Annotated in this window: 14 protein-coding genes and 3 pseudogenes; 9 read left to right on the top strand and 8 right to left on the bottom strand. The window is 32.2% G+C overall.

What is annotated here, in order from left to right; translation table 11 throughout:
• The first annotated feature begins 110 nt into the window (after positions 1-110).
• Positions 111-410 (top strand): hypothetical protein, encoded by a 300-nt coding sequence (locus tag U860_RS36275; protein WP_025147717.1) that lies wholly within the window; start codon positions 111-113, stop codon positions 408-410.
• 140 nt (positions 411-550) lie between these two features.
• Here the strand turns inward: U860_RS36275 and U860_RS31220 are convergent, their stop codons facing one another.
• The gene (locus U860_RS31220) at positions 551-700 is read right to left on the bottom strand and encodes a DUF6877 family protein (RefSeq protein ID WP_327915599.1); all 150 of its coding nucleotides are present in this window, start codon (positions 698-700) and stop codon (positions 551-553) included.
• Positions 701-1,955: 1,255 nt separating this feature from the next.
• On the opposite strand from U860_RS31220, the gene U860_RS0105630 reads away from it, so the two are divergent.
• A complete protein-coding gene (locus U860_RS0105630; RefSeq protein WP_025147716.1) occupies positions 1,956-2,456 on the top strand; it encodes a rhomboid family intramembrane serine protease in 501 nt (166 codons plus the stop codon).
• A complete protein-coding gene (locus U860_RS0105625; RefSeq protein WP_025147715.1) occupies positions 2,453-2,695 on the top strand; it encodes a hypothetical protein in 243 nt (80 codons plus the stop codon). The genes U860_RS0105630 and U860_RS0105625 overlap by 4 nt, the downstream gene beginning before the upstream one ends.
• A gap of 634 nt (positions 2,696-3,329) precedes the next feature.
• Here the strand turns inward: U860_RS0105625 and U860_RS36785 are convergent.
• From U860_RS36785 to U860_RS35770, 3 genes and pseudogenes are all read right to left on the bottom strand, one after another.
• Positions 3,330-3,458, bottom strand: coding sequence for a hypothetical protein (locus U860_RS36785; protein WP_275887045.1), 129 nt, complete (start codon positions 3,456-3,458; stop codon positions 3,330-3,332).
• Between the two features lie 765 nt (positions 3,459-4,223).
• Positions 4,224-5,684 (bottom strand): IS1182 family transposase, encoded by a 1,461-nt coding sequence (locus U860_RS0105605; RefSeq protein WP_025147713.1) that lies wholly within the window; start codon positions 5,682-5,684, stop codon positions 4,224-4,226.
• A gap of 105 nt (positions 5,685-5,789) precedes the next feature.
• A pseudogene (locus tag U860_RS35770) lies at positions 5,790-6,007 on the bottom strand (hypothetical protein); the annotation flags it as partial.
• 201 nt (positions 6,008-6,208) lie between these two features.
• Between U860_RS35770 and U860_RS0105595 the strand changes: the two are divergent.
• Positions 6,209-6,532 (top strand): hypothetical protein, encoded by a 324-nt coding sequence (locus U860_RS0105595; RefSeq protein WP_002116589.1) that lies wholly within the window; start codon positions 6,209-6,211, stop codon positions 6,530-6,532.
• 349 nt (positions 6,533-6,881) lie between these two features.
• Here the strand turns inward: U860_RS0105595 and U860_RS0105585 are convergent.
• Positions 6,882-7,067, bottom strand: a pseudogene (locus tag U860_RS0105585) (recombinase RecU); the annotation flags it as partial.
• 75 nt (positions 7,068-7,142) lie between these two features.
• Positions 7,143-8,253 (bottom strand): annotated as a pseudogene (tnpB, locus tag U860_RS31215) (IS200/IS605 family element RNA-guided endonuclease TnpB).
• Between the two features lie 432 nt (positions 8,254-8,685).
• Between tnpB and U860_RS0105575 the strand changes: the two are divergent.
• The 5 genes from U860_RS0105575 to U860_RS0105555 all read left to right on the top strand — a co-directional run bounded on the left by U860_RS0105575 (position 8,686) and on the right by U860_RS0105555 (position 12,982).
• On the top strand, positions 8,686-9,801 hold the full coding sequence (locus U860_RS0105575) for a tetratricopeptide repeat protein (RefSeq protein WP_025147710.1): 1,116 nt from the start codon (positions 8,686-8,688) through the stop codon (positions 9,799-9,801).
• Positions 9,801-9,962 (top strand): hypothetical protein, encoded by a 162-nt coding sequence (locus tag U860_RS35765; protein ID WP_025147709.1) that lies wholly within the window; start codon positions 9,801-9,803, stop codon positions 9,960-9,962. The genes U860_RS0105575 and U860_RS35765 overlap by 1 nt, the downstream gene beginning before the upstream one ends.
• Positions 9,963-10,713: 751 nt before the next feature.
• The gene (locus U860_RS0105565) at positions 10,714-11,088 is read left to right on the top strand and encodes a hypothetical protein (RefSeq protein WP_025147708.1); all 375 of its coding nucleotides are present in this window, start codon (positions 10,714-10,716) and stop codon (positions 11,086-11,088) included.
• A gap of 698 nt (positions 11,089-11,786) precedes the next feature.
• Positions 11,787-12,107 carry a helix-turn-helix domain-containing protein gene (locus tag U860_RS0105560; RefSeq protein WP_025147707.1) on the top strand — a complete coding sequence of 107 codons (321 nt, stop codon included), beginning with the start codon at positions 11,787-11,789 and terminating at the stop codon, positions 12,105-12,107.
• A gap of 23 nt (positions 12,108-12,130) precedes the next feature.
• Entirely contained in the window at positions 12,131-12,982 is an 852-nt protein-coding gene (locus U860_RS0105555) for an IS3 family transposase (protein WP_240184455.1), read from the top strand.
• A gap of 383 nt (positions 12,983-13,365) precedes the next feature.
• Here U860_RS0105555 and U860_RS0105550 read toward each other — a convergent pair whose 3' ends face one another.
• Both U860_RS0105550 and U860_RS0105545 read right to left on the bottom strand, forming a co-directional pair.
• Entirely contained in the window at positions 13,366-14,088 is a 723-nt protein-coding gene (locus tag U860_RS0105550) for a thioesterase domain-containing protein (protein WP_025147705.1), read from the bottom strand.
• Positions 14,089-14,104: 16 nt separating this feature from the next.
• Positions 14,105-14,701 carry a 4'-phosphopantetheinyl transferase superfamily protein gene (locus tag U860_RS0105545; RefSeq protein WP_025147704.1) on the bottom strand — a complete coding sequence of 199 codons (597 nt, stop codon included), beginning with the start codon at positions 14,699-14,701 and terminating at the stop codon, positions 14,105-14,107.
• Between the last annotated feature and the right edge of the window lie 249 nt (positions 14,702-14,950).

Below are 14,950 nucleotides of genomic sequence, written 5' to 3'. Positions count from 1 at the left end.
CACAAAGGATTATTTTGTTAAAAAATTCATTCTAATTTATAACCACTATCTTTTTCTTATATTTTCCATTAAAATTTAATAGAAATATTTCGATAACAAAGGAGCAACCTATGAAGCATAATATAAATCTATGGTCCTTTATTTTTTCATTCGTTTGCATTGCTTTTTTTCTTTTATATCTTGAAGTATGCACACCTGAAATGAATGCATCTTTTGTAAACGTCGTTTATTTTCACCCTTTATTTTTTGTACTCATTTTTTCAATAGGAACTTTTTTTGCTGGTATTAAAGGATTCTCTAAAGTAGATAATTGGATTTCAATGCTTAGAAGCATAGTAACAGTTCTACTAACACTTTTATTATCAGTGTTTTTAACACTAACTTTGATTGTGGGCTATGCATTAAGTTAAACGTATTTCCTCACGAATAAATCTCAATATTCCGTCAATACTGTAGACAACCCATTAAGTTACTTTCTCCTTGTTCCCCCTTGGAGAACCAGCCGAACAGTTAGCTTTTGCTAGCTGCTCTTTGTTTTTCTAAAACTCGTTCAGCGTATCTCAATTGTTGTAATATATGGATCGTTTTCATCCCCACTACCACCACTTGCAAACCAATCTCCACTCCTTTTATGAATACCCATGACCACTGTGAAAGGTAACTTACTAGCAATTTCGTTTATCTGCTGCAGGTATGTCATTCCACTTCCCCTTTTCTACAAAATAAAATTTCCGGTAAAAATAATGAACTTTCAAAGCCACTAAATTGTAAATATTAATACACTACCAAATGCCTATAAGGGAGCGTGTTTATATGACCAAACGTCAAAGGATATCTTTAATCGTTATAATTTTAGTTTCGTTATACTTTTTTATTGTTTCGCTTGTAACCGATAGATGGGGTTACTTCTTTTGGAGCCTAATGTCTGGTTTCATAATTGGAATAACATCTTTCGTCCCTTTTCGAAAATCACGAAGATAGATAAATCACTGTACAAAGAGAGCCTTTACATGGCACTCTTTTTTTCAACATGAACATATTTAAAGGAGGACTCTATATGTCAGATACAATTTGGTCTTGCCTTGTTCTATTAATAATCGTTGTCTCTATTTTTGATAGAAAGCGGAAAAATAAAAAATAGTAAGTTTAAATTATTGGAACCGGCAGAAATGCTGAGTATATCCACTAAACGTTTCAGCTGTCCGCATTCTATTCAAATAAGGATTTTGTTAAAAACTTACATGCATATGTTTTTCGTTATATAATTAAGTTATCAATATATTAGGAGTGTTAAGTGTGTCAGAAACAATAATGATTTTGTTATACATCTGTTTCGGAATGAGTGCAGTTTTTAGCTTAATAAAGGAATTTCGAAAGCCACAGAAAAACCAGTTCTTGATTTTATTTGATTCTCTAATTTTGATAGGAGCTATATTTTTAATAGCTAGTATCTTTATCTAAATTACATAACGAGAACTCCCAAGGAGTGAAGCAGCTAGAAAAAGCTAACTGCTTTTTAATTAAAATAACTATTTTGTTTAAATTCACCTTAATTCAAATTGAATTTTCTTAACATTCAAATTAACAACTGTATAATATAATTAAACTATTTGTATGGGAGGTGATTTTTATGAAATGGAAACAAAAATACAATCCAAAGTATCTCTTTTACCGCATGTATAGTTATATTTATAAAGCCATTGATGATATATCATGGTCCATAAAATAATTTAAATTTGATAAGTAGTAAAATTAATCAGGCTTCCCTACTTAGTAAACGTGTTTAGATTTTTATGAGATATTACTCATAAAATCACTCCTGTCAAGAGTACACATTTGCTGTGTGCTCTTTTCACATTGCTATACTATTGAACTGTAAAAATTAGTAGTAACATATTTACCACTAGTCGGTTCGTAGAGGTTCGTAGAGGTACGTAAAGCCATATTTAGCTGATGTGAAAACTTGTGGAGCTAATTCTTTCCCTGCTTCTGGTGCAGGTTATGGTATGCTAGGAACATTTTTAGCTTTAATTTATAAAAAAAATGCATATATTGATAACACGACAAAAAAGTATATTTTTGTCGTAACAGCAATAAATGTGATTTATACTTTTACTGGGGAAAATATTAGTATACCCGCGCATTTTGGAGGCTTGATTACAGGTTTTTTTCTATCTACCTTATTAATAAATCACACAAAATCAAGAAATATTGCAACAAATTATCTCGTTCCTATTACAGTTACCCTTGCAGTCTTGGGTGGATACATCATTTATCAAGACAACCATACAATTATAAGAAAAGTAACTAAGGCGTCAGATACTAATACAATAGAAATTATTAATGATGCGAATTGGTTTAATGAAAAATACAAGAACATTTATCCACTTATGAATGAATTAATAGACAGCTATAACAAAGGGATTCAAACCCTGCAGAAAAAGAACAATTTTTGATCAAGATAGAAAACAAGGAAGACAATATTCAAAAAATTATTAGTGAGATTTCAAAGAAAAAATTCAATCCAAATATGAACGAACCTCAAGCATTATTACTTGAAATTTTCAACAAATTAATTGAAGCTGCTGAGTATTCTAAATTAACTATAAAAAACAAGGATGTAAGCAGTGGTAATAAATTTTCCAAATCTATTGACGATATAAATAAAAAAACGAAAAATATAATCAGTCGCTAACCCGTATATATGAAAAATCAGGTATCCAGTGGACATCCAATGGAAAAAACTGAATTAATCCGGCTAGATGATTATCATCTAGCTGGATTTTTATTTTGGTTTGCTGATAGTTCTGGTACGGTTCACTATGATATGTCTAAGAGAGTTTTTTTCTTAAACTGCTTTAGGAGTGATGTCTCTCCTATGTTTAGCCCTACTAAAATGGTAAGTTTAATTCATCATCAAAGGATGAATTAAAAATTGATTTTAAATGATTATATTCTTGTAAGTAATTTAAGCAAACAATGGAATACTCCCCAGTTGAGGCTTTCCCCTTTACACGTGACATACTAATAAATAACGAATTTTTTATTTGTTTTGGATTAGCTGTCTGGGAAACGATTACATCATTTAAATGACGTGTTGATGGAGAATCTAACACTAAAATAACACTAGGTGCTTGCCAGCCTTTATAGCTGTGATATGAACATACTTATTTACTGTCTCTGTAAAAAAGCCATTTTTCCAGCCTCTAACAAAGGGATATTGTGGATGTAACATAAGAGATCACCTTATGACGATCTACTTTTAGTATTCCTAAAAAACATCAGGTTAATTTCAAGGAACAAATGGACAGGTCTATGTCCATTATTGTTTACTTATTTTGATTTTTTTGAGCTCTTAATGCTATCTTTTCAAGTCCATTTTCTCCAGCAAGTTCTGCATCTGCTTTTGGGAGAACGTTTTTATTATTCTTAAATTGATTTTTTTTATTTTTAGCCATTCTTTCACCACCCTTGTAGTTTAAATTTAGTTATTCCTTCAAAGATGCCAACAATTATACATACACCATATACAGATAGCGAAGTAGTATCTTTTCGTTATCGACACCCTTGATTTTAGTTTGCTTTCTTTTTTGTAGGCTTATGCTATTTGATTTCTTCTTTAACTAAACTTCCCCATTAGCTCAAAAAGAAAAATCCTGCATTTTCACTACAAGATTTTGATCAAACTTTATTATGTCCAATTTCCATTCATCTGTTGCTCAATTGTTTCTAATACCATCCATTCATTTTTGCTATACGACCACGGTAAATTTGTCCAAATGACCCTACGTTTTTCACCTGAGGGATATCCCGTTCAAACTCAGTTATTTGTAAACGTAAAGAGGATAATGTTGGAATTTGAGCTTTCATTATCGTTACTAAATTGTGTTGCTAGTGAATAATTTTTATAAACAGTTTAATCATTTTCTACTTGTGTTGCTCAATAATTACGCCCGATTGTGGAACAAGAAAAAAACCTGCACATTAACACAGGATTTTTGATCAAACTTTTTTCTAAATTATCAAACTTTGTTTTATGGCCACAAAGTGACCTCTAAAAGTTAGACACGTTATTTCATTAGGCAGCTTCTTGGGCATGGGTCCGGTATTGTACGAGGGCACTGAAAAACTTGCGTTTTTTATAAATAAATTCGTTTTAGAGAAAGATAGGGCGTTTCTTGTTCAATTTTGAACAGGAAACGCCCTGATTTTTTGCCTATTTATTACCCTTTTTCATTCAGAAGCTTCAAGATTCTTTTTAGATTGACAGCGAATATCGTCGTTGCTCCTTGAATTTGCATGCCAAATGAATCCGCAGCCGATGCTTGATCGTACCCGTGTTTATTTTTTAACTCACTATTTTTTGCTTCGATTTTATAGCGTTCTCGAGCTAAGCGTTTAAATTCTTCTGTTTCTTGAAAAGCTTGTTGGTCTAAATGTTCCTCTGATTTAATGGCAACAGAATAGGTTTTAGTTTTTGCGCCTTCTTTAAAACATCCTTCTCGGAGTGGACAGACCTTACATTTTTCAACGTCAAAAAAATAAACCATTCTTGCACTTGCTCCTGGATGTGAATCTGTTTTTTTACTTTTTCTTTTTGCTAAATGTCCTGCTGGACATACAAATAAACCTGCATCTTTATTAAAGTCAAATCCTTTTCCGTTTGCTCGCCCATTTTGAGTAATCATTGGATTTAACTTAGAAATCAGTTGAATGCTTTGTTCTTTTGTATAAAGTAAATTGTTTTTCCCTGAATAAGCCGTGTCAGCGATGACTGTTTCAACTTCCATTCCTGTTACTTTACTTTTTTCAATCAGTTCTTGTAGGTAATGTCCATCTGATTTTTCACCTGTTGTAACGACTGCTGCCGTAATAATACGTTCATCACTAATTGCTAAATGTGTTTTATAACCAAAGAAAGAACTGTCTGCTGTTTTATGTCCTACTCGTGCATCGGTGTCTGTTGAATAATTTAGATGTTCTTGCGTATCTTCTACAGCTTCTTTTAACACGTTCAATTTTTCCTTTACAGCTGGTAGATGAGCGATTTGTGGTTTGTTTTCAATAATGGCAATCAATTTTTCACAGTAAGCTAATTCATCTTTTACTTCGTTAGAAGTATTCTTCTTTGGAAATTTTTCTTTCATGGATTTATCAAATTGATACACTGCTTTGCGGGTATGTTTTGATTTCTCTTGTAAAAATTCTTTCGGTGATTTTTGGTTATAACGTGCTTTGGTATGTGTTACGTCCACAATGATTGTTTTACTTTTGATAATGTTCTTTTCGAGTGCGATTTCAACTGTTTTTCCAATGAGCATATCTAATAAACTTACGTCTTGAAGACGAAGTCTGCGGAATTTTGTGAGTGAGCTTGAATCAATCACGTCATCTTCTGGTGCCATACCTAAAAAATACTTGAAAGACATGTCATATTTTGAACGTTCGACAAGGTCTACATCAGATACATCAAAAATGGCTTTTAACAATAAGTACTTAAACATTCGAATCGGAGGAATCGCATTTCTTCCATTGTCTAAACAATATTTTGTTTTCAATTCCTCTAAAATGAATGAGAAATCCACTAGTTCGTTAATTTGACGAAGCATATTATCTTTTGGCACGACAATATCGTAAATGGCCATATATGGACTTAAGTTGAAAGTCTCTTGGTTTGAAATCATTGGGAACACCACCTGCATCTAGTCACTCTATTATAAATTAAAAAGGCGAGGTATTCGACGATTGAATCGTCGAATACCTCGCTAAGTGGAACCAGATGAAGTTTTTCAGTGCCCTCGTATTGTACCGGGCCCATGCCTTTTAGTTTTGCCATTGCTGTTGTGTATTTTATATTGTGGATCCATTGACAGTTACTTTTGCGTCTATAGTAAATCTTAATCCTGCATCTACAGATGCCTACAACATTATTATCCTGCCAATATGGAGAATCATAAAAACATAGGTTGTCCATTTTAGACACGACACGTTTTCCTACATTTGAATTCTTTCGTTCCAATCGACTGCAAAATGAACGAATACGTTTCTTCCTGTATCACCAGATTTCTTGGATTTAAAGCTATTTTCCCTTTTAGGGTGATATAGTCCTTAAGATCTTGTTAAACCTGTGCAATTACGGTTGGAATTTCATTCTGTTTGACACATATCCCCAGGCTATCTGGACATGATAAAAGATGAGGTGACTGACATGAAGGATAAAATATTAGAATTAGTACCAGGATCGGTAAAAAAATTACTCCAGAAAAAAGTTAAAGATGGAAACCGATGCCTCATTGATTTGGTTGTGGATGATGCAACTGCTTATGGATTTGAACCGGAGCAAGTAGTCCCCTGTATCATGGCGGGTTATTATGTTTATGAATCCACCACCTATCCCAGTGAAATGGAGGAAGAATGGAAGCTGAACTTGGTTTTTCACGCGGCCAATCGCTCGGCAATGAAGCTTCTGTCTTATGGGAAGTATAAAGCGAAACAATCTGAAAGTGGATGGATGAGATATACAAATCCATAAGGTTTACTTAACATACACCAACTAGCTTGGTGAGCATGGGGCACCGTCACATGCCCATCAATTTAAAATCTTGAAATACCCCCAAGTGTAAAAAACGTTATTTTCTAAACAAGCTATATTAGACAGGATGACGTTTTTTATGAATCTTTAGATTCAAGATGAACTACAATTATTTGGTAACCAATCACCCCCTTACAATTTTTTTAAAATAAATCACTATTTACCCTTGCGTATTCACGAATTACATTCACATGAAGTACGTGAAATTTCACTATCTCATTGTTAAATAAGGGAACATCGCGCATTAACATAGCCCCCACCACACTATTGCGTATTGTTCCGCTATCTATTAAGCCTTTAAGATTTTACGTTTCTTACTCTTCATCTTCTCTTTCGCTGCTTCAATATTATTCGATACCCTTTTACGGTCTTGATCAAATTGAATCATGCCATCTATTACCGGAATTAATCCTTGCTCATCAATGTATTGTAAGTAATCAATTGGCGCTCGTTCTGTCTGATCTACTAAGTGCCCTTGAACTACCCCCACTTTCACTTCGTTTAGAAGTAGGGGATTCCTAAGTAAAGAGTTCTATCGAACTCTAATTTATTAGGCTATCTCCGCAGTCCTTGCGGTTAGAAGCCTTATCGCTTCATTCTTTAAATTGATACTTGCGTTAATGATGTGTACTACAAGAAGGGCAATCCCATTTACGTAGGTTTAGATTTTTAACGTCTTCGTTTTGATATCCACAACAAGAACATAATTGGCTTGAAGCAAATGTTTTCGATACGACAATGACTTGTTTGCCGTACCATGTTGCTTTATATTCCAACATGGTTCGAAACTGTGACCATGATACCTCACTAATCGCTTTTGCTAACTTATGATTCTTTAACATATTCGATACTTGCAAATCTTCTATACCGATAACATCGTGGTTTTTGATGATTTCAGTTGAGATTTTGTCCAAGTAATCTTTTCTAGCGTTTGTCATGTATTCATGAATTCTAGCAACCTTTATTCGTTGTTTATTCCAGCGAGAAGATCCTTTCGTTCTTCTAGAAAGAACACGCTGTGCTTTGGCCAACTTCTCTTCTAATGATCGAAAAAACTTCGGATTTTTATAGGTTGTTCCATCTGACAAAATGGAAAAATCTTTTAGTCCTACATCAATTCCAATGTAAGAATGAGTTTTCGGAAGTTCTTGCACTTCTGTTTCTACTAACAATGACACAAGGTATCTGCCAGAAGGGTTCCGTCTAATCGTCGCATTTAAAATACGTCCATTTATTTCACGACTTTTAGCAAATCGAACAAGACCTAGTTTCGGCAATTTAATTTTGTTTCCTACAACGGCAATGTTTTCATTTGTTTGTTTTGTGGTGTAAAATTGTACAGTATTCTTCTTAGATTTAAAACGCGGGGCACTGTTTTGTTTTTTGAAAAAACGTGTATAAGCATCCGCAAGGTTGCGAACAGAAGACTGAATAGCAATGCTATCTACTTCTTTTAACCAAACAAACTCTTTCTTCATGACAGGAAGTTTGGCAGAGCATGTACCATATGTCAAACCTTTTCCTGTTTCTTTGTATGCGTTATCCCATAGAGATAGGAAATGATTGAATACAAAACGAGAACAACCAATCGTTTTATTGATTAGGCTCGCTTGTGCTTTATTTGGATAGATACGAAATTTATATGCTTTATTGATCATCATTCCTTTCACCTCCATTTCGATATATATCTATTATGTACCAAACATACATTCGATAGGTAGTGAAGTAACAGTTTATGTATGTCGAACAAATAAGATGGCTTCCTGCCATCCCTTTTCCGTAGCCAATTCATCTCCCACCTACGCACTTCACGTTCCTTGAGGAAGGAGTCTTCTTGGCTAAAATAATAAAGAAAAAATAATTAATAGAATACTGTGCATAAACAAAAGATTGATTATTATGAACATTAAACACATTAGATTGATGACATATACCGAACAGATAACTTAAATTATAAGTATATTCGACAATAATTGATTGTTTTCTGAATCTTCTTGAAAAAATGTAAAATTACTCCATTTTCCCTTCTATTTTGCTATGATAGTTACAATTAAATTGGATTAGGATATTTCTATAGGATGGGGGAGTATATAATGAGTGTTTCAGTAAAGGGAAATGAACAATTAACCTCTCTATTGAACGACTGGTATCGATCTATGCTATCTCAACAAGTTATAAAAGCTACTAATCTAAAAAAGAAAATTGATGAAAAAATTAATAAGTTAAGCATTGAGTCGAATCAAGAACGTCAGGATCAAAATTTGTTACTATATTACTCACTACTTGAATTTCGTTACACGGTCTTAACAGATAGCCTTGGTATTCAACAAAATATTTTTGATACTATTAGCGATTATGATATGCCTACAGGCCAATTTCTACGCTTCTATTATCACTTTTTCAAATCCATTCACGCTACTTTTATAACAAATTATACTGAAGCTAAAGAACATTATAAACTGGCAGAAATGATATTAGTAGATATACCAGATGAAATTGAACATGCTGAATTCTACTATAGAATTGCTACTTTTTATCATCATACTTACAATATGCTTTCTTCAATTGAATACGCAAATAAATCGAGAGCAATCTTTTCAAAGTATGAAGGTTATGAAGTAAAAACAGCCTTTTGTAATAGCTTGTTAGGTGGCTGCTGTATCTATTTAAAGCAATACGAACAAGCAGAAGAATATCTAAATTCTGCAATCGATTTACTAAAAAAGAATAAGGAAGAAGATTCCTTGTTATATGTAAGAAGTACTATCGGGTGGCTATATTCTGATCAAAGCATGTCTACTTTAGCTATTCGTCATCTTTCAGAAGTAACAGATAAAATCCCTACACACTTTAAGGCTATCTTCCTACAAGCTAAGGAACATTATAAACTAGGAGAACAATCAACAGCTAGCAAACTCATTGATAAGGGATTACAGATCTGCAGAGGAATTCATAACGAAGAATATATACATCACTTCCTTATTTTAAAAAGATTAAACGAAAATATTCCATTGGAAGAATTAGAAACAATCATTCAAGAAGGAATCTTATACTTTGAGAAAGAAGAGTTATGGGAATATGTTGTCGAATACGCTGAATTATTTGCTACAAAATGTAGACAATTAGAGAACCACAAAAAGGTAAGTGACTATTTCCATATTTGTTATCAAGCAAGACGAAAATCAATCGAAAAAGGAGTGTTAAAATAATGAAAAAAATTAGCTTATTATTATCTGGCTTTGCTTTCATTGGGGCGTTAACGGTGGGAATTTCTCAGTTTTCTAAAACAGATCAGTTTGCTACTCATGGACATTATCCTGCTCCTTCATATAGTGTTGGCGATTATGGTGGTTCACCACAACAAATTTAATGTAGGTATATTTAAAAGCCCTCCAAATGGAGGGTTTTTAAATACCAAAATATGAACTGTTCTTTTTGGTTACGCTAAACCAAAATTCATCTCCCACCTATCGCCCTGCACTTGCTTAAAGAAGGAAAATTCTTTCGGAAAATCCGTTAAATAATAGAAATAGGCTAACTATTATATCTACCAACTCTTCATATGCAATATTACATGCGAAGAGCCTTAAATATTTTGTTATACTATGCATGTGGATTTTTCATCCAAAAATCCTCTTAAACGCATATTTATGTATATGCCACCCTAATTGATGAAAGTGAGAAGAATGTTTATCATTTTTCTCACTTTTTTTATTTAAAATGTGTGCTTGTACTTAATTCTTTAGTTATTTTACATTTTGAATCCACGAATGTGAATGCCCTTATATTTAAACTCAAAAAGAGAATATTTTCCCCAAATTTCACCTATGAAATCATTTGTTTTCTAAAACAATTCCAATATCTTTATCAACTAATTTTAGAATATTTAAACAATAATTTTATATACAAGCTCTGCATAAATTATTCATTTTCTTTTATATAAGACCTATCTTTTTACTTCTGATATATTATTAAACATTGGATTATTATACACAAACCCAAAAACATGAGGTATTTTGTAGAATTTTGTCTATCAATTTGTATGTACACCCTTATGTAGTGGATATAGACTGTGAGGTGTAAGGGGATACCTTACAAAATAATGAAAAGGAGATTATAAAATGAGTAGATTAACAAAATTCTCAAAGTTAGTATTTGCAACATTAATTGCGGGAAGTAGTCTAAGCATCTTTGTTTCGTCACGCAGTGTACAAGCTGACACCTTAGATCGTAATTACCAAGACACTGTCAAATTTGTACCATATTCTAGTGTTACACAATCACTGGAACGAAAAAACACTATTGTTCCTGAATCAAAAATTATTAAAAACCATTATGTAAAGTACTCTAAAGCACATTTCCAATCTAAAGAAAGTATACCAAAAGAAATTTATTATTCTTCAGAAGGCTTTAAGGGCTATATACAGGCAAGTACCGTTTGGGATATGGGAGATCATTTCGTAACGCTATATTCCGGAACCGTTATTCGATGTTAGACTTTTAATCCTACCTCTTCAAATGCTTATAATGATCAATAGCGCATTGCCAATACTGTATATCTATTGCTCAAAAAAATAAACCACAAAATCTCTCAATTTCATGGTTTATCAAATATAAAGATAATGCTAAACGAATACTCTAACATTACCTTCCCCAAAGTTAATTATAGAGTATTTTCCAAAAAAAGACACTCTTGTAGTGTCTTTTTTATAGTATTTTGATTTACACCCAATTTCAATTAAAATCGTTTAAATGTGGTTAGAATTTGAAATGATTTATCTATAAGCTTTTTTAACAAATGAAATCTAATATTAAATTTCTAAATGTATACTGCACTAAACGTTCATTAACACTATACGAACAGTGTTAACTATCTTAATTGAATATTAGTAATAGTAAGTATAAATATTATCAATTTACTATATATTACATTTATGTGAAAATAGATGTATGTTAAGCTTTTTCAAAATCTTTCCCTAATAAAGATTTGAAGTAGTATTTCATGATTCTCCTTACAGTTAATATGCCTTGAAAAAGAACCCTATAGAGTTCTTTTTCTTCTCATTACATCCTCAGCTATTACTTATTTAACATACAAAAAGGACTGACAATTGATATTATCCCCTTTAGGTAGACAGTGTAAAAGACCATGTACATACATGGATGTTACACTATTACTTGGAGGGGATTTTTTATGACTAAAAAAGGTTCAACATTTAATACATATTCAGAAGAATTAAAGTTATCAGCTGTTCAAAGTTATTTAAACGGAGAAGGAAGTTACAATATGATAAAGGAAAAATATCAGATTAGAAGCTCTACACAACTTAAAAATTGGGTGAAAAAATATAAAGAATTTGGTGAAGTTACAGATACTCGTGGAAAAAATGGTGGAATGAAAGGTATATCAAATCCTCTAAAAGGGAAACGTGTTCATTTTAAGACTATTGAAGAGGAACGTGACTACTATAAGGCACAGGTTGAATATTTAAAAAAGCAGTATCCAAATCTGTAAATGGGGGCGTACTAAAATATACAGTGCGATATCATATCATTGAATTATTAAAGGGAAAATATCCAGTTATATGGCTTACGAAATTTGCTGGTGTACATCGTTCAAGTTACTATAAGTGGATTCATACAAAAAGTATGAAAAACATGCGACTAGAATCTGAGAAACAATTAAAAAAAGTAATACAATCTATTCATGTAAAGCACAAGGAATATGGTTATCCACGTATGAAAATCGCTTTACAAGAAGAGGGATATTTTCTAAATCACAAAAAGGTATATCGTTTAATGAGCGAGCTCAACATTCAGTCTATTATTCGAAAGAAGCGTCGCTTCTTTAAAGGGAACTATTCCAATATTTTTCCGAATGTTTTAAACCTTGAATTCAAAGGGCGCCAACAAAATGAAGCACTTGTTACAGATATTACTTACCTACGATTCCAAGGGGGATTTCGATATCTTTCTGTTGTACAAGATATTTATAATAACGAAGTTGTTTCTTGGAAAATATCCAAGCGCAATGATAATGAACTTGTATTAGATACAATAGAAATGTTGGCACAAAAAAGAGATGTGCGTGGAACCATTCTCCATTCAGATCAGGGATTCCAGTACACATCTCACGCCTACAACAAACGACTTTTAGGTTTAGGTATCATTGGCAGCCACTCTCGCAAAGGAAACTGCCATGATAATGCCTGTATCGAGTCATTTTTCTCCCATTTTAAATCGGAGATGTTGTATTTGAATCATTTTAAAACAGAAGAAGATTTAATACAAGCAATTGAAGAATATATTTACTTTTATAACTATAAACGGTTCCAAAAACGACTCAACCATCGAGCTCCGATAGAATATCGAATCTCGATGGCTGCTTAGTCTTTTTCATACTGTCTACTTGACAGGGATAAGACCACAAGCCAGGTATTACTAAATTGGCGACAATTAAATCAATTATCAACGTAACATCCTCCCAGAATGTTATAGAGCTAGACGGAAAATTGACGCTCCGTTCTTTCTCTCTTCTCGAAACAATACTCTCTATCAACTAAGAAATAAAATAAAAAAAGAAAACTTCACCTACAAATAAAGCTTACCTAAATTAAAATTAATTTATATATATTGCTTAGAATTCCATCATTACCCACCTTTGAACATTTCGTTGAGGCTTCTATACCTCTATTCAATGATGTTTAAACAGAGCCTGTATTTTTCATCTTTAATATTTTTGTTTCTCAGCCATGAGTATACTTAGAAAACCTCTAAAAACTAGTTGAAAATCTTTTAGAATCTAACTTTCTTATAATACTCTTTGCTATTTCTTCAATATTTTCATTTAGAAAGAAATGATTACCTTCAAAAGAATGAAAAGTACACATTTTACTTGTGTATTGCTCCCATTTTATTACTTGATCAAATGTAGTAAATTCATCATTTTCCCCATTAAATATAAGAAAATCAATATCACATGCTTGTATATTATTGTCATGAATATATGTCTCGACAATTTTAAAATCTGCTCTTAGAATAGGAAGAAAAATCTCCATTAATTCTTCTGATTGAAGTACCCCAGATGGTGTACCTCCCATCGCAATAACTTCTCTTTTAAATTGTTCATTAGAAAGATTATGTCGGATGTTTTTTATTTTACTATCTGGATGATTTCTACCGGACAAAACAAGAAATTCAGGCAATACGTTTTTAGAATCCTGTATTTTTCTGGCTACTTCATAGGCGATCAAACTTCCCATGCTATGCCCGTATAGAATATAGGGTGAATGATCTATCTGCTTAACTATACTAGTGTAGACATCATTTACGGCCTCTTCCATACTTTGGTACAAGCTTTCTTCAATTCTATATCCTCTACCAGCTAACTCTATTGGGACTACTTCAATATATGGATTAAAGTAATTTTTCCATTTTGCGTAACTAAACGCAGATCCCCCAGCATGTGGAAAGCAAAAAAGTTTAGTCTTCTGCATTGATTTTCTCCTTACTTTAAAATTTGTTTATATTTTGGCAAATTGTATAAATGTCTTTAATTATTATCTCCTGCGGAAATTCATCCCTTGTTGCACAAGCAGATATCTTATAATTTGGCTCAATGTTATATTGTCTAAAGTAAAAGTTTTGAGGTATATTCTTATATGAAATTAAAGTTCGTGACTCTTTTTTTATAGCGAATGAATTTAACGGGATATAAAGCCCTTTTCCAATCGTTTTTATATAACTTTCTTTTAATGTCCATAAATCATAAAAATAATTAATTTGTTCATCAGAATTCATATTATATATATCATAAAATTCTTCCTCTGAAAAAAATTCATTTGCTAATTTAAGAGCCTCTATTTCTGAAACTTTTTCTATATCAATACCCACATTAAAATTAGCAGTAGCACAAACCACCCATTCTCCCGAATGTGACACATTAAAATGAAAGTCAGAAAAATTTTCAACAAAAGGTTTTCCATACTCATTATATATAAATCTAATTTCTTCATTATTAATTTTATACTTTTGGCAGATTAGAGATCGGATTAGTAAATCTCCTATCAGTGTCCTATTAATATCGCATGAATTTAATAAACGCTTCATTCGTTCTCTCTTCTCATTTGAAATCAAGTTACTAAGTTGCTTTAACAAATGATATTCAATATTCTTTGGTATTTTCACAGCTTGAATTTGTATGATAAATCACTTCCTTTTTAAAAGGGTGGCTTCCTATGTATACATTATAGAAACTCAAATTCATTTTATATCTTGCCTTTATTCAAGTGCATATACAATAGAAAAGGTGCATATTTACATATCAATGAAAATATACACCTTTCCTCAGGAATATCA

This window comes from Bacillus sp. H1a (genome assembly GCF_000633475.1).
Lineage (GTDB): Bacteria > Bacillota > Bacilli > Bacillales > Bacillaceae_G > Bacillus_A > Bacillus_A paramycoides.
The sequence above is the reverse complement of the archived record's forward strand: the minus strand, read 5'-3'. Positions and strand labels throughout refer to the sequence as shown.

Excerpts from the sequence above, each read along its gene's own strand:
- U860_RS0105560 (WP_025147707.1), top strand. The coding sequence starts at position 11,787 with ATGACTAAAAAAGGTTCAACATTTAATACATATTCAGAAGAATTAAAG.
- U860_RS35765 (WP_025147709.1), top strand. The coding sequence starts at position 9,801 with ATGAAAAAAATTAGCTTATTATTATCTGGCTTTGCTTTCATTGGGGCG.
- U860_RS0105545 (WP_025147704.1), bottom strand. The coding sequence starts at position 14,701 with ATGAAGCGTTTATTAAATTCATGCGATATTAATAGGACACTGATAGGA.
- U860_RS31220 (WP_327915599.1), bottom strand. The coding sequence starts at position 700 with ATGACATACCTGCAGCAGATAAACGAAATTGCTAGTAAGTTACCTTTC.
- U860_RS0105595 (WP_002116589.1), top strand. The coding sequence starts at position 6,209 with ATGAAGGATAAAATATTAGAATTAGTACCAGGATCGGTAAAAAAATTA.
- U860_RS0105605 (WP_025147713.1), bottom strand. The coding sequence starts at position 5,684 with ATGATTTCAAACCAAGAGACTTTCAACTTAAGTCCATATATGGCCATT.
- U860_RS0105565 (WP_025147708.1), top strand. The coding sequence starts at position 10,714 with ATGAGTAGATTAACAAAATTCTCAAAGTTAGTATTTGCAACATTAATT.
- U860_RS36785 (WP_275887045.1), bottom strand. The coding sequence starts at position 3,458 with ATGGCTAAAAATAAAAAAAATCAATTTAAGAATAATAAAAACGTTCTC.
- U860_RS0105550 (WP_025147705.1), bottom strand. The coding sequence starts at position 14,088 with ATGCAGAAGACTAAACTTTTTTGCTTTCCACATGCTGGGGGATCTGCG.
- U860_RS0105575 (WP_025147710.1), top strand. The coding sequence starts at position 8,686 with ATGAGTGTTTCAGTAAAGGGAAATGAACAATTAACCTCTCTATTGAAC.
- U860_RS36275 (WP_025147717.1), top strand. The coding sequence starts at position 111 with ATGAAGCATAATATAAATCTATGGTCCTTTATTTTTTCATTCGTTTGC.